The sequence below is a fragment of the Pseudomonas sp. HLS-6 genome (assembly GCF_002753995.1).
Lineage (GTDB): Bacteria > Pseudomonadota > Gammaproteobacteria > Pseudomonadales > Pseudomonadaceae > Aquipseudomonas > Aquipseudomonas defluvii.
This window is the reverse complement of sequence record NZ_CP024478.1, coordinates 2,107,703-2,123,573: the sequence shown is the minus strand read 5'-3', so window position 1 is coordinate 2,123,573 and position 15,871 is coordinate 2,107,703. Positions and strand designations below refer to the sequence as shown.

At 61.4% G+C, this 15,871-nt stretch carries 15 protein-coding genes; 8 read left to right on the top strand and 7 right to left on the bottom strand.

The genetic code is table 11. The features are described from left to right. Window positions 1-256 precede the first annotated feature (256 nt). From pchA to CS390_RS09980, 8 genes are all read left to right on the top strand, one after another. A complete protein-coding gene (gene pchA / locus CS390_RS10015) occupies window positions 257-1,732 on the top strand; it encodes a 4-hydroxybenzaldehyde dehydrogenase (protein WP_099774225.1) in 1,476 nt (491 codons plus the stop codon). Window positions 1,733-1,785: 53 nt separating this feature from the next. Then, window positions 1,786-2,121 (top strand): cytochrome c, encoded by a 336-nt coding sequence (locus tag CS390_RS10010; RefSeq protein WP_065760041.1) that lies wholly within the window; start codon window positions 1,786-1,788, stop codon window positions 2,119-2,121. 10 nt (window positions 2,122-2,131) lie between these two features. Continuing rightward, window positions 2,132-2,824: a hypothetical protein gene (locus tag CS390_RS10005; protein ID WP_099774224.1), complete on the top strand. Its 693-nt coding sequence runs from the start codon at window positions 2,132-2,134 to the stop codon at window positions 2,822-2,824. A 12-nt stretch (window positions 2,825-2,836) separates the two neighbouring features. Next, entirely contained in the window at window positions 2,837-4,405 is a 1,569-nt protein-coding gene (locus CS390_RS10000) for an FAD-binding oxidoreductase (RefSeq protein ID WP_065760039.1), read from the top strand. 60 nt (window positions 4,406-4,465) lie between these two features. After that, window positions 4,466-4,837 carry a cytochrome c family protein gene (locus tag CS390_RS09995; protein WP_065760038.1) on the top strand — a complete coding sequence of 124 codons (372 nt, stop codon included), beginning with the start codon at window positions 4,466-4,468 and terminating at the stop codon, window positions 4,835-4,837. Between the two features lie 260 nt (window positions 4,838-5,097). Then, window positions 5,098-5,502: a hypothetical protein gene (locus CS390_RS09990; RefSeq protein WP_099774223.1), complete on the top strand. Its 405-nt coding sequence runs from the start codon at window positions 5,098-5,100 to the stop codon at window positions 5,500-5,502. A 259-nt stretch (window positions 5,503-5,761) separates the two neighbouring features. After that, window positions 5,762-6,796: a phosphotransferase gene (locus CS390_RS09985; protein WP_099774222.1), complete on the top strand. Its 1,035-nt coding sequence runs from the start codon at window positions 5,762-5,764 to the stop codon at window positions 6,794-6,796. Further along, window positions 6,790-8,136 carry an erythromycin esterase family protein gene (locus CS390_RS09980; RefSeq protein ID WP_099774221.1) on the top strand — a complete coding sequence of 449 codons (1,347 nt, stop codon included), beginning with the start codon at window positions 6,790-6,792 and terminating at the stop codon, window positions 8,134-8,136. The genes CS390_RS09985 and CS390_RS09980 overlap by 7 nt, the downstream gene beginning before the upstream one ends. 51 nt (window positions 8,137-8,187) lie before the next feature. On the opposite strand, the gene CS390_RS09975 is transcribed toward CS390_RS09980, so the two are convergent. From CS390_RS09975 to groL, 7 genes are all read right to left on the bottom strand, one after another. Further along, window positions 8,188-8,865, bottom strand: a complete 678-nt coding sequence (locus CS390_RS09975) for a phosphoribosyltransferase (protein ID WP_099774220.1) — start codon at window positions 8,863-8,865, stop codon at window positions 8,188-8,190. Window positions 8,866-8,876: 11 nt separating this feature from the next. Then, window positions 8,877-9,152, bottom strand: a complete 276-nt coding sequence (locus tag CS390_RS09970) for an acyl carrier protein (RefSeq protein WP_065760033.1) — start codon at window positions 9,150-9,152, stop codon at window positions 8,877-8,879. A gap of 11 nt (window positions 9,153-9,163) precedes the next feature. Then, entirely contained in the window at window positions 9,164-10,303 is a 1,140-nt protein-coding gene (locus CS390_RS09965) for a dihydrolipoamide acetyltransferase family protein (protein WP_099776613.1), read from the bottom strand. A gap of 52 nt (window positions 10,304-10,355) precedes the next feature. Then, on the bottom strand, window positions 10,356-11,324 hold the full coding sequence (locus CS390_RS09960; RefSeq protein WP_099774219.1) for an alpha-ketoacid dehydrogenase subunit beta: 969 nt from the start codon (window positions 11,322-11,324) through the stop codon (window positions 10,356-10,358). A gap of 8 nt (window positions 11,325-11,332) precedes the next feature. Further along, window positions 11,333-12,322 (bottom strand): pyruvate dehydrogenase (acetyl-transferring) E1 component subunit alpha, encoded by a 990-nt coding sequence (pdhA, locus tag CS390_RS09955; RefSeq protein WP_099774218.1) that lies wholly within the window; start codon window positions 12,320-12,322, stop codon window positions 11,333-11,335. Continuing rightward, window positions 12,319-14,082, bottom strand: coding sequence for an acetate--CoA ligase (gene acsA, locus CS390_RS09950; RefSeq protein WP_099774217.1), 1,764 nt, complete (start codon window positions 14,080-14,082; stop codon window positions 12,319-12,321). Before acsA ends, pdhA begins: the two co-directional genes overlap by 4 nt. 69 nt (window positions 14,083-14,151) lie before the next feature. Further along, window positions 14,152-15,768, bottom strand: coding sequence for a chaperonin GroEL (gene groL, locus CS390_RS09945; RefSeq protein WP_065760028.1), 1,617 nt, complete (start codon window positions 15,766-15,768; stop codon window positions 14,152-14,154). Window positions 15,769-15,871: the final 103 nt, after the last annotated feature.

Sequence of the window (15,871 nt, the reverse complement as noted above, 5' to 3'; positions counted from 1 at the left end):
CACAGGTCACGTGCACATCGATAAAAAAAATACAGGTGACCCCGACATGACCACTGCCCACTTCGCGCTTGACACCCGCTGCACCTTGCCGGTGTGGCTAATCTCCTTGTGCGACCTCCCGGACAGTGCCCTCGGTGCCCTCCATCAGCTGCAAGGCTGAACCGTAACCCTGCGTACCACGACCAGCCGGAAGCCTTCGGCCAGCGGCGCTCAAGCCGCTGATGGATGACCTTTCGGTTCTATAAGAGAGAACATCATGACCGCTACTCGCCCTGCCTATCAGAACCTTGACTTGCAGCCGCTCGCCGGAGAATGGCGTGCCGGCAGCGCCGGTCGCTCGCTGGAAGTGTTCGACCCCTTCACCCAAAAGCGTTTGCTGGACATTCCCCTGGCCAATCGCGAAGACCTGGACGCGGCCTACCGCAAGGCACGCGAAACCCAGGCCGAGTGGGCAAGCAAAGGGCCCGCCGTGCGCGCCCAGGTGCTGCTCAATGCGGTGAAGATTTTCGACGAACGCCGCGAAGAAATCATCGACTGGATCATCCGGGAGTCCGGCAGTACCCGCATCAAGGCCCAGATCGAGTGGGGCGCCGCCCGTGCCATCACCCTGGAGTCGGCCAGCCTGCCGAGCCGCGTACACGGGCGCATCATTGCGTCGAACATCCCGGGCAAGGAAAGCCGCGTCTACCGCATGCCACTGGGCGTGATCGGTGTCATCAGCCCGTGGAACTTCCCCCTGCACCTGACCGCCCGCTCACTGGCACCCGCCCTGGCCCTGGGCAACGCTGTGGTGGTCAAACCGGCCAGCGATACCCCGGTCACCGGCGGCCTGCTGCTGGCGCGTATTTTCGAAGAAGCCGGCCTGCCAGCTGGCGTACTCAGCGTGGTCGTGGGTTCTGGCGCAGAAATCGGCGATGCCTTTGTCGAGCACCCTGTACCGGCGTTCATCTCCTTCACCGGCTCCACTCAGGTTGGGCGCAACATCGGCCGCATTGCCAGCGGCGGCGAACACCTCAAGCACGTTGCCCTCGAGCTGGGCGGCAATAGCCCGTTCGTGGTCCTGGCCGACGCTGATGTCGAGCAGGCCGTCAATGCCGCCGTGGTGGGCAAGTTCCTGCACCAGGGGCAGATCTGCATGGCGATCAACCGCATCATCGTCGAACAGCCACTGCTGGAAGCCTTCACCCGCCGCTTCGTCGAGCGCGTCAAAGCCCTGCCCTACGGCGACCCGAGCAAGGCCGAAACCGTAGTCGGCCCGGTGATCAACGCCAAGCAACTGGCCGGCCTTCAGGAGAAGATCAACACGGCCATCGCCGAGGGCGCCACGTTGCTGGTCGGCGCGCAAGCCCAGGGCAATGTAATGCCACCGCATGTGTTCGGCGACGTGACCGCCGACATGGAGATCGCCCGGGAAGAAATCTTTGGCCCACTGGTCGGCATTCAGTCCGCCCGTGATGCCGAGCATGCCCTGGAGCTGGCCAACCGCAGCGAGTACGGCCTGTCCAGCGCGGTGTTCACCTCCAGCCTGGAGCGCGGCGTGCAGTTCGCCCAGCGTATTCATGCCGGCATGACCCACGTCAACGATATCCCGGTCAATGACGAACCCAACGCACCGTTCGGTGGCGAGAAGAATTCCGGCCTTGGCCGCTTCAATGGCGACTGGGCCATTGAAGAGTTCACCACTGATCACTGGATCACCCTGCAACACGCCCCTCGTCCGTATCCCTTCTGATCCGGCCCAAGGCTCCCATGAACCAACCTACCAATAAAAATATGGAGTACGAAATGTCATCACTCCTCAACAGCTCAGCTGTGAAACGGACTTTCGCGGCTTGCTTCGCCCTGCCTTTTGTCGTGCTTGCCGGTAATGCCGCCGCCGATGGTGATGGCGTCTGGAAAGGCGGAGAGAACGTCTACGCCAAGGTTTGCGGCCACTGCCATGAAAACAAGGTCGGCCCGGTGATCAAGGGTCGCCAACTGCCACCGGCGTACATCACCGCCGTGGTGCGCAACGGCTTCCGTGCCATGCCGGCCTTCCCTGCTTCGTTCATCGACGACAACTCGTTGCAACAGGTCGCCGACTACATTTCCAAAGCGTCTGCGCCAGCGGCCAAACCTTAAGGAGCGCGTCATGAACGTCGAACGTCGTTTCCTGCTCAAGGGTATGGCCCTGGGCGGCCTGGCCGGTGTTGCCATGGGCAGTTCCAGCCTGGCCATGGCCAACACCATGCTTGGCGGCCAGGCCCGACCGGCGCTGCCAACCCTGGCCTTGGTCAGTGGCAATGTCGCTGAGTCGGCCTTCCTCCAGGGGATCAACGCCAGCCCAGCCGCCAGGCAGGTCAGTGTGCAGCGCACCGACCTCAGCCTGGACTTCATCCTCGGCCTGGAAAAGCGCCTGCGCAGTGGCCAGCCGCAACGCATCATTGGCCTGGTCGACGATGCCAGCGCCGCGCTGATCGTAGGCCTGGCGCGCAGCACAGGTGCCCGGGTGCAATGGCTGGGCCAGCACAACGCAACGGCCACCGCCTCGCAGCACCGCCTGCTCAGCGCCCAAGCGGCCAGCGGCTGCGCCCCGCAGCTGGGCCTGCAGTTGAACGCCTGTGGCACCGGGTTCAGCCTCAGCGAGCAGCGCCTGCATGGCAACAAAGCCCCCCTGCAGATGGGCGCCGCCAGCCGTAACCGCGCCGGTTCCGAGCAATGGGCCGCCACGCTCGGCTACGCCCTGGCAGTAATGGGCAGCGCCGACAGCGGACAGGCACCCCTGGTGGCCAGCCGCCCATCGCCGTTGACCGGCAATTTCGTTTCGTTCTCGATCGAAGCTTGAAGGAGCTAACAGATGACTGAGCAAACCAACAACACCCTGCTCCCGCGCGGCGTCGATGCTGCCAACTTCCAGCAAGCCATCGCCAAGTTCCGTAAGCTGCTGGGCGAGGACAATGTTCTGGTCAAGGACGATCAACTGATCCCCTACACCAAGATCATGATGGCCGTGGACAACGCCGAACACACGCCATCCGCCGCCGTCACCGCCACCACCGTCGAGCAGGTGCAAGGCGTGGTGAAGATCTGCAACGAACACAAGATTCCGGTATGGACCATCTCCACCGGCCGTAACTTCGGCTACGGTTCGGCGGCGCCAGGCCAACGCGGCCAGGTGATCCTCGACCTGAAGAAGATGAACAAGATCCTGCATGTCGACCCAGAGCTGTGTACGGCACTGGTCGAACCGGGTGTGACCTACCAGCAGTTGTACGACTACCTGCAGGAAAACAACCTGCCGCTCATGCTGTCGTTCTCCGCGCCGTCGGCCATCGCCGGCCCGCTGGGCAACACCATGGACCGTGGCGTGGGCTACACCCCCTACGGTGAGCACTTCCTGATGCAGTGCGGCATGGAAGTGGTACTGGCCAACGGTGACGTCTACCGTACCGGCATGGGCGGCGTTAAGGGCGACAAGGCCTGGCAGGTGTTCAAATGGGGCTACGGCCCAACCCTGGACGGCATGTTCACCCAGGCCAACTATGGTATCTGCACCAAGATGGGTTTCTGGCTGATGCCAAAACCACCGGTGTTCAAGCCGTTCGAGATCAAGTTCGAGAACGAGTCGGACATCGCTGAGATCGTCGAATTCATCCGCCCCCTGCGTATTGCCCAGGTCATCCCGAACTCGGTGGTCATCGCCGGCGTACTCTGGGAAGCCTCCACCTGCAACACCCGCCGTGCCGACTACACCACGGAGCCGGGCGCGACCTCCGACGCGATCCTCAAGCAGATCCAGAAAGACAAGAACCTCGGTGCCTGGAACGTGTACGCCGCGCTCTACGGCACTCAGGAACAGGTCGATGTGAACTGGAAGATCGTCACCGGCGCCCTGAAACAGCTGGGCAAAGGCCGCATCGTCACCCAGGAAGAAGCCGGTGACACCCAGCCGTTCAAGTACCGCGCGCAATTGATGTCGGGTGTGCCAAACCTGCAGGAATTCGGCCTGTACAACTGGCGTGGCGGCGGTGGTTCGATGTGGTTCGCCCCGGTGAGCCAGGCCCGTGGCAGCGAGTGCAACAAGCAGCAGGCGCTGGCCAAGAAGATCCTCAACAAGCACGGACTGGACTATGTCGGCGAGTTCATCGTCGGCTGGCGCGACATGCACCACGTCATCGACGTGTTGTACGACCGCACCAACCCGGAAGAGACCAAGCGCGCCAACGCCTGCTTCGCCGAACTGCTGGATGTGTTCGAGAGCGAAGGCTACGCCGTGTACCGCGTCAACACCGCCTTCCAGGAGCGTGTGGCGCAGAGCTACGGCCCGGTGAAGCGCAAGGTTGAGCATGCACTCAAGCGTGCCCTGGACCCGAACAACATTCTGGCGCCAGGCAAGTCGGGCATCGACCTCGCCAACCCGTTCTGATTGCTCTTGATGCCCCGCCGGAACCTCTCGGCGGGGCGGTTTTTACCGCTAGGAAATACCATGAACTACGCGCAACTGTTCGCTGCCAGTGCCTTGCTGCTGGCTGCCCCTCTGGCCCTGGCTCAGGGCGACGCCGCCCAGGGCAAAACCCTGTTCACCGCCCAGTGCGGCTTCTGTCACAGCCCCGAAGCGGGCAAGAATCTCATGGGCCCAAGCCTGCATGGCGTGTTCGGCCGTGCCAGCGCCCAAGCACCCGCCTTCAGCTACTCTGCCGCACTGCAAGGCGCCAAGCTGCAGTGGAATGAAGCCAACCTGGACAAATGGCTGAGCAGCCCTGCCACCCTGCTGCCGGGCAACATGATGATGTTCCCCGGCCAGGCAGACGCGCAGAGCCGCCAACACCTGATTGCTTACCTGAAAACCTTGAAGTAAGCGCCTTCAGGACCACCAGGGTGACCATCACCGCAGCGTTTGCGTAGGTTCTGCCGTCGGTACGCCCATCGCGCATCTGGTCACCCTGTTGCCGCCCACACCTTAAGTCGTACCCCCTGCCTCTTTGGTACTGGAAAGCCCCCGTATGCTTGACAGCCCGACAGGCCGGTCGCAATTCTTGCCGCGCAGAACAGGCCCTCCATAACAACAACAGCGATTGAGTGGCGCTTCACTGCGCCATCGGAACAAGGAGTTCGTCGATGCTTGGCTACTATGCGCAATACAGCAAGGAATACATCGCCACCCTGATGATCGTGACCACGCTTTTCTTCGCGCTGCCGATCTTCATTGCGCCTATTGCCTGGGCCAAAGCCATGCGCTGGACGATCCCGGACCATCAGCACCTGGCCATTTACTTCGGACGCTGCCTTGGCGCATTCATTCTGGTCATTGAAGCCGCCATGCTGCGTTCGGTCATGACCGGCACTAGTTACAGCTACGCCTTCGACCTACTGTTCATGGTCTTCGGCCTGATGTTCGTCGTGCATGTCTATGGCGCACTGAAGCGTATCCAACCGATCACCGAAACCCTGGAAATCGGTTTCTGGGTAATGCTCTTCGTCCTTAATATCCTGTTCTACCCCGCCACCACCCTCACCCCCTGAAGGCCCTGCGCGAGTGCGGCAGCTGCACCGCACGCTCTGACAGTACGACCTTTTGCCCATGGTGGTGTCAGCACCGCAAGCGCACACTGCCTGTAGCTGATGGATCAGCGACCCGTCGCAGAGAGCCCGCCTTACGCGGGCTTTTTGTCGTCTGGTGTCCTGTAGACGGCGGCAAATCCACCTTTCTGACAAATGTCAAAAGGCCCGGACCTGTCTTGGATAGAGTAGTTGCAACGGCTACCTACCCATCGAGACGACCATGAGCAGCTCGCAGGACGAGGTCATTGCCTTTCTCTCATGCCCCGGCAACTACCCAGGGCCTGAGCAGCCGGTCATCTGCATAGAGAGCCACGGTTCCAGAGTGTTTCTCCACGCGGATCGAGCCTACAAGCTCAAGCTCGCAGTGGCGTATGCTGCGCTGGATTTCCTGACCCTGGAACGCCGCGAGCAGGCCTGCCGGGCTGAGTTGCGACTCAACAGCCGGACAGCCCCAGACCTGTATTTGCGCCTATGCCCGATCACACGCCAATCAGATGGCCAACTGGCATTCGACGGTGACGGCCAGGTCGTGGATTGGTTGGTGGTCATGCGGCGCTTTCCTCAGGAAGCGCTGTTCGACCGCATGGCCGTTGAGGGTCGACTGAGCGAGCCGCTGATCACTGAACTGGGAGCGGAGATTGCAAGGTTTCATGCCAGCGCCGAGGTTACCCCAGCCTTCGGTCGCGTGGATGACCTGGCCTGGGAAGTTGAAAAGAACCATCGGGAAATGTGCCGCTATCCGCAGCTCTTGGCGATGGACGCGGTCAATGACCTCTACAGTGCCAGCCGTTCGACACTCGTCAGCTTGACCCAATGCCTGGAACAGCGCCGACGCGAGGGACGAGTGCGGCGTTGTCATGGCGACCTGCGCCTGGCCAACATCTGTTTGTACAACGGGCACCCGACGTTATTCGACGGTATTGAGTTCAGCGAGCGAATCGCCTGTATCGACAGGCTCTACGACGTGGCATTCGTGTTAATGGACCTGGACCATCATGGCCTGCACCCTCTGGCGGTGTGCCTGTTAAACAGCTATCTGCAACACGGTGACATGAACGAAGACTGCCGCCCCTTGGCATTCTTTCTTTCATTAAGGGCCGCGACTCGCAGTTTTTCCCTCGCCAACGGCTCAGTGCGCCAGCAGGACTGTGCCTTGCAGCAACTGAAAGCCGATAAAGCCCGGCAATTGCTGCGTCAGGCACAGTGCTACCTGAATGACGAAAGCCCACGTCCGGGAGTACCCACAGCATGTTGAAGAAACCCTATGCCTACCGCGCCAACAGCGCCCAGGCCGCTATTGCGCCGTTGTTACGCCATTACGCTGAACCTTTGCCAGCGCTGGAGACAGAAGCCTTCGGCGCGCTGTTTGACCGCTACGCCGATGCGCGGGTGGTCATGATCGGCGAAGCCAGTCATGGCACCTCGGACTTCTATCGGGCCCGTGCGGCGATTACTCAACGGCTGATAACCCAGCACGGCTTCAACATCATTGCCGTCGAAGCAGACTGGCCAGATGCCAGCCACGTTGACCGCTATGTGCGCGGGCTGGCACCAACGGCCTGGAAGCGCCATATCTTCAGCCGCTTTCCTACCTGGATGTGGCGCAATACCGAGGTGAAAACCTTTGCCCACTGGCTACACCAGTACAACCACTCGATGGCCCCGGAGCGGCGTGTCGAGTTCCGTGGGCTGGATGTCTACAGCTTGCGCAACTCCATTCGGGAGGTGCTGCACTATCTGGAGGGTGTCGACCCGCTGCTGGCCCATGAAGCGCGGCAACGCTACGGCTGTCTGACCCCTTGGCAGGATGATCCGACCCTGTATGGTCACTTTGTCGAACGTGCAGGTGTAATGCCCTGTGAGCAAGCGGTGGTCGAGCAACTGAACGTCATGTTGGCCAAGCAGTTGGCCGGGCTGGTAAAGGACGATGAAGCCTTTTTCGATGCCCGGCAGAATGCACAAGTCATCCGGGCGGCGGAACAGTACTACCGCGCCATCTATCGTGGTTCGAGCGCCTCCTGGAACCTGCGCGACCGGCATATGTTCGACACCTTGCAGGCGCTGCTCGAACATCGGGGTGCTGAAGCCAAAGCCGTGGTGTGGGCGCACAACTCCCATATCGGCAATGCAAGTGCCACGGAGATGGGCTGGAAGGGACAATTCAACATTGGCCAACTGTGCCGCAGCGCCTATGGTCGGGACGTGGTGCTGATCGGCATGAGCACCGATCAGGGTCAGGTAGCGGCGGCCGATGATTGGGATGGCGACATGCACATCAAGGATGTGCGCCCCTCACGTGCCGATAGCTGGGAACAGCAATTTCTCAAGGCCGGCGTGGCCCGCTCATTGACCGACTGGCGTGATCCGCAACGAGAGGATCTGCGCGACGCGCTGTCCATGTCGCTGCTGGAACGGGCCATAGGTGTCATCTACCGCCCGCAGAGTGAACGCGAAAGCCACTATTTTCAGGCAGTACTGGCCGACCAATTCGACGCAATGGTGTGGTTTGAAAAGACGCTTCCGGTCACAGCGTTGCCACTGCCGAAGTCCCAGAAGCTGGAACCGGAAGACGAGACCTATCCGTTTGGCGTGTAGGGGTCACGCAGCCGCTTCAACAGCGGCTTGCTCCCCATAAAACGGTGCCATTCACACCCCAGATTCACGCTGCCAGGCACGCTGCAGCAGGTCGATGACCTCGCCGTCCGATGTCTGGGAAAAGTCCAGGTACCATTGCCCGATCGACACCAGCCACTCAGGCGTGAGCGGGCACACCAGCTCGGTCACTTCACTGCGCAAGGCCTCGGCAGAGTCCAGTGCCGCCACAGGCACGGCAACGACAATGTGCGCCGGGTTGTGTCGCCGTACGGCATGTACCGCCGCCATCATTGTGGCCCCGGTGGCCAGCCCGTCATCGACCAGAATCACCACCTGATCCTTGAGGTTCAAGGGCTGTCGCCCTGCCCGGTAGGCGTGCTCGCGGCGTGATAACTCACGGGTTTCCCGTTCGACCACGGCGTCGAGGGTAACCTGATCAATGTGATTGGACCGCAACACGTCCTCATTGACGATTTGTATACCGCCACTGGCAATGGCACCCATGGCGTACTCCTCATGGGAGGGCACGCCCAGCTTGCGGACCAGCATCACGTCCAGGCGAACCTCAAGAGCGGTGGCGATTTCGTAGGCAACCGGAACACCACCGCGTGGCAGGCCGAGAACAATCACATCATCCCGTTGTGCGTATTTCAGCAACGGCTCCACCAGGCTTCGGCCGGCAGCCGTTCTGTCACGCAAGGTCATTTGCAGCGAAGGACTAGGGTTCATCTGACACCTTCCTAAGGGCTTATCAAGGGCGGATCCGCGCTCGTCGTGCCCTTTTGCAACAAATAGTCAACGAGCGTATCCAGGGTTTGTACCTGCTGGTAATCGGCTTCGGGAATGACGATGCCGACGCGCTTGTTCAAGGCTTCGATAAAGCGAAGCCAATCCATGGAGTCCAGATCAACCTCTTCGCGCAGTGACCGGTCGCTGCGCAGGTGCTCGACCTCCAGCTCTGGCGCGATGCCTTTCAAGGCGTTCAGAACCTCACTGCTGATCAATTGTCGATCCATGTGTGCATGCCTCAAAGGTTCTCGGGTTGTTGTAGCAAATGACCAAGTTCAACGAGAAACCGCGCGCCATAGTGGCCGTCGCTGACCCGATGATCGGCAGACAGGCTACTGACGACGGTGGGCATCACGCAGAGTTGCCCCTCACGCACCCAGGGCCGCTCACTGATCCGCCCGAAGCCGACCAGCGCCACCTGGGGCGGGTAGATCACGCCAATGACGGTGTCCACCCCCTGATCGCCAAGCAGCGTCACCGTCAGGCCCGCACCGCTGAGCTCGGAGCTGCGCAAGGAGCCACTGCGCGTACGCTCCACCAGGCTGGTCAGTTCACTCATCAACTGGGGCAATGACTTGTCAGCGACATCGTGCAAGACCGGCGCAAGCAGGCCGCCCTGGCGCAGCGAGATCGCCACCCCAAGATCACTGCCGGTTGCAGGCTCGAAGGTATTTGTGTCGCGCCAGAAGCCATTGAGCCGGGGGTACGTGCGCAGTGCCAGGGCCACGGCTTTTAACAGCAGTACGCTGGGCAACAAGCGCTCCTGCAACGGACAGTGCGCATTGTGTGCCTGCAGCCAGGTCATGGCGTGGCCCAGCTCAAGGGTCTCGCACAGGTAGTAGTGCGGAATCTCTCGCTTGGAACGGCTCATGGCCATGGCGATGGTTTGACGCATGGCCTGGTTCCGGTCCGGTGGCGTTGCAGCACGAGCGGCCGCTTCGACATCGTCCAGCGTGATCACACCGTGTGGTCCGCTACCGCCAAGCAGCGTGACATCCAGGCCCAGCTCGGCCGCGCGCTTGCGGGCCACCGGGGAAATCCGTGGTCGGCCGGCGACGGCTTTGGGCGTTTCAACCCGTCCATGGCCGCTGCCGGTGGCGGTGCTGCCGGTAGCGGTGAGTGGCGCGCTTTGTGCCTGCTCACCTGGCGCCAGCAACAGCGCAATCGGTGTGCCGACCGGTACCTTGGTGCCAACCTCAATCAACAATTGCGCGACCGTAGCGTCATGCCAACACTCAACCTCTACCGCGGCCTTGGCCGTGTCGACAACAGCAATCACCTGACCTCGCTTGACCACTTCACCCGGCTGGACCTTCCACTCCAACAAGGTGCCTTCATCCATGTCGGCACCGAGTGACGGCAGATTGAACTCGATCATGGTGTGCGCCCCCAGTTCTGCCTGCGCGCGCGACACGTTGCGCTATGCATGTTCACGTCCCTCGACACAGTTCATGGGCGGCGGCGACGATTGTCGCGACTTGTGGCAGCGAGGCTTCTTCGAGGTGCCGGGCATAGGGAATGGGTACCTCGGCACTGCACACCCTTGAGGGTGGCGCATCCAGCTCGAAAAAAGCCTGTTCGACGATCCGTGTAATGATTTCGGCAGCCAGGCTGCCACTGCGCCAGCCCTCATCGACAACCAGTGCGCGATGGGTCTTGCCAACTGAGGACATGAGGGTGGCGTCATCCAGAGGACGCAGCACGCGCAGGTCGATGACCTCGCAATCAATGCCCTCCCCGGCCAGCTGCTCGGCTGCCTTCAGTGCTTTGCCGAGCGTGCCGCCATAGGCAATCAGGGTCAGGTCCTTGCCTGTTCGGCGAACCTTCGCGCTACCGATATCCACGTGTTGCCAATCACCTGGGTCACCTTCGAGGTTGTAGAGTTGAGCATGCTCGAAGATCAGCACCGGATCCGGGTCTTGCAAGGCCGGCCAGAGCATGCCGCGCGCATCCTCGACGGTCGCCGGCGCAAGAATTTTCAACCCAGGGATATGGGCGTACCAGCCTTCCAGGCTGTGCGAATGCTGTGCGGCCAGTTGGCGCCCGGCACCCGTCGCCATACGCACCACCAGCGGCACGGAAAACTGCCCACCGGACATATGCCTCAAGGCCGCCGCTGTGTTCATCAGCGGGTCCAGGGCGAGCAAACTGAAGTTGACCGTCATGATCTCGACGATCGGGCGCATGCCGCCCAGCGCCGCGCCGATACCGGCGCCCACGAACCCCAGTTCGGACAAAGGCGTGTCGCGAATGCGTTCGGGGCCGAACGCCTCAAGCAACCCCTTGGAGACGGCATAGCTGCCACCGTAACGCCCCACATCCTCACCCATCAGGAACACCCGGGAATCCTTTTCCAACGCGTCGCGCAAGGCCTCGCGCAGGGCTTCACGGTAGGTCATGGACGGGTTCATGGCGCAGCCTGCGGGGTATGCACATCGCGGTACAGATCCTCAAGCGGCTCCAGGCTGCCGGCCTCGGCATCGGCAATCGTGGCCTCCACTTGCGCCTCCACCTGGGCCGCGATCGCGAGAAAACCGGCTTCGTCAACCACGCCCTGCGCCTTGAGCCGTGCGCTGTAGGTGTGGATCGGCCCGCGTGCCTTCCATTGCTCCACTTCCGCCTTGTCGCGATACAACTCCGGGTCGAACATGGAATGCGCGCGAAACCGATAGGTCTGAAACGCCAGGAAGTAAGGACCACGCCCTGCCCGGACATGCTCAAGGGCTGCGCTCGTGGCTTGATGCACGGCAATCACGTCCATGCCATCCACCGACTGAGTCGCGACCTTATAGGCCGCAGCCTTGGCGCACAGGTCGGTTTGCGATTGTGAGCGCGACAACGCGGTACCCATGGCATAGAGGTTGTTTTCGCAACAAAACAGCACGGGCAGTTGCCAGAGTGCTGCCAGGTTCATTGACTCGTGAAATGCACCCTCTGCCATCGCCCCTTCACCGAAGAAACACACCGAGACATCGGTCTTTCCCTGCATGCGGTCGGCCAGGGCCAGCCCGACCGCCAGCGGCAAACCACCCGCAACAATCGCGTTGCCGCCGTAGAAACGGGTCTTGGCATCGAACAGGTGCATCGAGCCGCCGCGGCCGCGTGAGCATCCTTCCTGATGCCCATACATCTCGGCGAAAATCGCCTGCATCGGCACCCCTTTGAGCAACGCGTGACCATGCTCACGGTAGGTCGAGACCACCGCATCGTGGGCGCCGAGTGCATGCATGACGCCAACAGCCACCGCCTCTTCACCGATATAAAGGTGCAGGAAACCGCGAATTTTTCCTTCGCCATAGAGTTCGGCGGCGCGCTCCTCGAAACGGCGGATACGCAGCATGTCACGGAGCAAGGCAAGCAGCACATCGTCTGCATAGGGCAACGGCTGCGTGCTCATGACGGGTTCTCCAGGCTGGAGGTGTCACCTTCGGGCAAGCCCAGTTCCCTTGCCTTGAGCAGGCGCCGCATGAGCTTCCCGCTGCGGGTGTGTGGCAGTTGCGCGACGAACTCCAGCTCCTTGGGCGCGACCACCGCGCCCAGCCGCTTGCGCCCGTGACCAAGCAACTCGTCATGCAATTGCGGGCTGGCTGTGAAGCCGCTTTTGAGGGAGACAAAGGCCTTCACGGTTTCACCCAACAAAGGGTCGGGCTTGCCGATCACCGCCGCCTCCGCCACGGCCGGGTGCTCCATGAGCGAGCTCTCGACTTCGAACGGGCCGATCAGGTGTCCGGCCGACTTGATCACATCGTCGCTACGGCCAATGAACCAGTAATAGCCATCAGCATCCCGACGCACCAGGTCACCGCTCAGGTACCAGTCACCGACAAAACACTGACGGTAACGCGCTTCCTGTCCGAGATAGGCACGAAACATCGCCGGCCACGGCTGTTTCAGGGCCAACTCGCCGACCTCTTCATCTGCCAGGAAGCACAAGGTGCCATCTGCATTGAGCGAGACAATCGCGGCGTCCACGCCCGGCAGCGGCTTGCCCATGGAGCCGGGCTTGATGTCCATCGACACGGTGTTGGCAATCATGATGCCGCCCGTTTCGGTCTGCCACCAATTATCATGGATCGGCAGGCCCAACACTTCCTTGCCCCACCAGACCGCCTCTGGGTTAAGCGGCTCGCCAACGCTGGCAATGAACCGCAAACAGTCAAAATGATGGTTGTGCGCCAGTGCTGCGCCGGCTTTCATCAGTAAACGGATCGCCGTCGGTGCCGTGTACCAGACCGTAATCCGCTGGGCTTCAAGCATGCAGTACCAGCGCTCGGCGTCGAACTCGTTGCTGTCGACCACACTGGTCACCCCCAGCAACAGGGGCGCGAAAATGCCATAGGAGGTACCCGTGACCCAGCCAGGATCGGCGCTGCACCAATAGATATCATCAGGGTGCAGATCCAACGCGTACTTGCCCGTGACCCGGTGAGTCAACGCCGCGCCATGAACATGCAGCACCCCCTTGGGCGTGCCCGTCGTGCCACTGGTGAAGTGCAAAAGCGCAGGGCTGTCAGGGGTAGTCTGGGCAACCGGGAACTGCTCATCGGCCTCGTCCAACAACGGCTGCAAGCGGAGTGTGCCGGCCAACGGCTCGATCTCGGCGCCCTGTTCGTCATAGAGCAGCACGTGCCGGAGCGCGGGCAAGCGCTCACGAATGGCCGCGACTTTACGTCGATAGAGCGCTTCAGTGGTCAACAGCACGCGACCCTCGCCAAGGCGCAGGCGCGTTTCGATCGGCTCGGGACCAAATGCACAGAACAGTGGCGATACCACGCAACCAAGCTTCAAGCCGCCAAGCACGCCGAGGTACAACTCCAGCCCTCGGTTACACAGCATGAACACGCGCTCGCCCGGCTGCACACCCAAGCGGTTCAGCAGGCTGGCAAAACGATTGCTCAGCAGGCTCAGTTGGGCATAGCTGATGTCTCGGCAACCGCCGTTACGTTCAACCAGCCGCAATGCCGTATGCTCCCGGCGCTCGCCCAGCGCATGCCGGTCAACGGCCTCAAAGGCGAGGTTCAACCCTCCGCCCGGCAATCCGGCCAACTCGGCTGCTTGCGCCTGCCAGGAAAACCTTTCCCGGGCTTGCCTGCTATCGAGCCAATTCGGTGTCACCGGGCACTCGCCCATGGTTTTGGTGATAAGCGTCGGATGCATGATTGACCTCTTGAGTGCCCTGCCCGGTTAATGCAAAGCCCCATCCTGAGCGACAGGTGCGGGGGCCTGTCACTCAGGGAGCTGCATGGACGGTGATGGTTCCTTTTCCGGGATATCGGTCATGGTGGCTTCGGTCAACAGCAGGATGCTGGCCACTGACACCGCGTTTTCCAAGGCGATGCGCACCACCTTTGTCGGGTCGATGATGCCGGCCTCAAACATGTCCACGTAGCGGTTGCTGGAGGCATCAAAGCCAATGTTGGCGGGCTCTGCGAGCATGCGCGCGACGACGACCCCGGCATCTACCGCAGAGTTTTCCGCAATCACCCTCGCCGGTGCCTCCAAAGCCCGGCGCAGAATCTGCAGGCCCGTCTTGAAGTCCCCTTCACTGGTCGCTTCCTCGGCCGCAATCACTGGAATAGCCTTGAGCAGCGCCAGCCCACCGCCAGGGACGATGCCCTCGGCAATGGCCGCACGCGTCGCTGAAATGGCATCATCCAGGGCATCCTTGCGGACTTTCATCTCGGCTTCGGAAGGTGCGCCTACACGGATCACCGCAACACCGCCCGACAGCCTGGCCAGGCGCTCCTGAAGTTTCTCGCGATCATAGTCGCTGGTGGTGCTCTCCATTTGCTGACGCAGGTGTTGCAGCCGCGCCTCAATCGCCTCACGCGTACCCGCGCCGCCAATCAGTGCCGTGCTGTCCTTCTGTACAACGACACGATGCGCTTGCCCCAACTGGCTCAATTCGACCTGTTCCAATTCAATGCCCAGCTCGCTGGAAATCACCGTTCCACCGGTCAGGACGGCAATGTCCTGGAGCATCTCCTTGCGTCGGTCACCAAACCCCGGGGCCTTGATCGCCACTGCGCGCAATACGCCGCGAATCTGGTTGACGACCAGCGTGGTCAGGGCTTCACCCTCGATGTCGTCGGCAATCAGCACCAACGGCTGGCCACTTTTAGCAACCTTCTCAAGCAATGGCAGCAGGTCTTTGAGAAGGCCGATCTTGTGGTCACAGAGCAGCAGGTAAGCCTCATCGAGTTCCACCTGCATTTTCTCGGTATCGGTCACAAAATACGGCGAGACATAACCGCGATCGAAGCGCATGCCCTCCATGACTTCGACCATGGTTTCGGTGGTCTTGGACTCTTCGACGCTGACGACGCCCTCAATACCGACCTTTTCCAGGGCATCCGCCACCCATTGACCGATGCTGGCATCGTTATGAGCCGAAAGTGTGGCCACCTGGGCCTTCTCTTTGAAGGAGCTCACCGGACGCGACTGGTCAAGCAGCGACTGCATCACCAGCGCCAACCCACGGTCCAGGCCGCGCTTGAGGTCAATGGCACTGGCGCCCGCGACGACGTTGCGTATGCCATCGGCGAGGATCGCATGGGCCAGCAAGGTCGAGGTGCTGGTGCCATCCCCCACTGCATCGCCCGTACGCTCGGCCGCCTGACGCAGCATCTGCGCACCGAGGTTCTCCTCGGGGTCCTGCAGATCGACCCGTTTGGCAATGGTCACACCGTCATTGCACACGATGGGGTTGCCCCATTTGCTCTGGATCAGCACCGATTTCGATTTGGGCCCGAGGGTCACCCGAACCGCATCTGCCAGTTGCGCCGCACCGCAGAGAATCTTCTCGCGCGCAGCGGAACGGAAGAGAATTTTTGTGTGAGCCATCAGCCTGCACTCCGGGGTAGTTCAGCCACCGACCTGTACTGACAGCCTCCATGAATGCCCCCAGGCAGCCTTGACTTTTATCAAAAAAGCCCACATTTCCAGA

What these genes read in the sequence shown, in the direction of transcription:
- CS390_RS09990 (WP_099774223.1), top strand. Translation starts at nt 5,098, where the DNA reads ATGCTTGGCTACTATGCGCAATACAGCAAGGAATACATCGCCACCCTG.
- pchA (WP_099774225.1), top strand. Translation starts at nt 257, where the DNA reads ATGACCGCTACTCGCCCTGCCTATCAGAACCTTGACTTGCAGCCGCTC.
- CS390_RS10005 (WP_099774224.1), top strand. Translation starts at nt 2,132, where the DNA reads ATGAACGTCGAACGTCGTTTCCTGCTCAAGGGTATGGCCCTGGGCGGC.
- CS390_RS09985 (WP_099774222.1), top strand. Translation starts at nt 5,762, where the DNA reads ATGAGCAGCTCGCAGGACGAGGTCATTGCCTTTCTCTCATGCCCCGGC.
- acsA (WP_099774217.1), bottom strand. Translation starts at nt 14,082, where the DNA reads ATGCATCCGACGCTTATCACCAAAACCATGGGCGAGTGCCCGGTGACA.
- pdhA (WP_099774218.1), bottom strand. Translation starts at nt 12,322, where the DNA reads ATGAGCACGCAGCCGTTGCCCTATGCAGACGATGTGCTGCTTGCCTTG.
- CS390_RS09960 (WP_099774219.1), bottom strand. Translation starts at nt 11,324, where the DNA reads ATGACCTACCGTGAAGCCCTGCGCGAGGCCTTGCGCGACGCGTTGGAA.
- CS390_RS09965 (WP_099776613.1), bottom strand. Translation starts at nt 10,303, where the DNA reads ATGATCGAGTTCAATCTGCCGTCACTCGGTGCCGACATGGATGAAGGC.
- CS390_RS09975 (WP_099774220.1), bottom strand. Translation starts at nt 8,865, where the DNA reads ATGAACCCTAGTCCTTCGCTGCAAATGACCTTGCGTGACAGAACGGCT.
- CS390_RS09980 (WP_099774221.1), top strand. Translation starts at nt 6,790, where the DNA reads ATGTTGAAGAAACCCTATGCCTACCGCGCCAACAGCGCCCAGGCCGCT.
- CS390_RS10000 (WP_065760039.1), top strand. Translation starts at nt 2,837, where the DNA reads ATGACTGAGCAAACCAACAACACCCTGCTCCCGCGCGGCGTCGATGCT.
- CS390_RS10010 (WP_065760041.1), top strand. Translation starts at nt 1,786, where the DNA reads ATGTCATCACTCCTCAACAGCTCAGCTGTGAAACGGACTTTCGCGGCT.
- groL (WP_065760028.1), bottom strand. Translation starts at nt 15,768, where the DNA reads ATGGCTCACACAAAAATTCTCTTCCGTTCCGCTGCGCGCGAGAAGATT.
- CS390_RS09995 (WP_065760038.1), top strand. Translation starts at nt 4,466, where the DNA reads ATGAACTACGCGCAACTGTTCGCTGCCAGTGCCTTGCTGCTGGCTGCC.
- CS390_RS09970 (WP_065760033.1), bottom strand. Translation starts at nt 9,152, where the DNA reads ATGGATCGACAATTGATCAGCAGTGAGGTTCTGAACGCCTTGAAAGGC.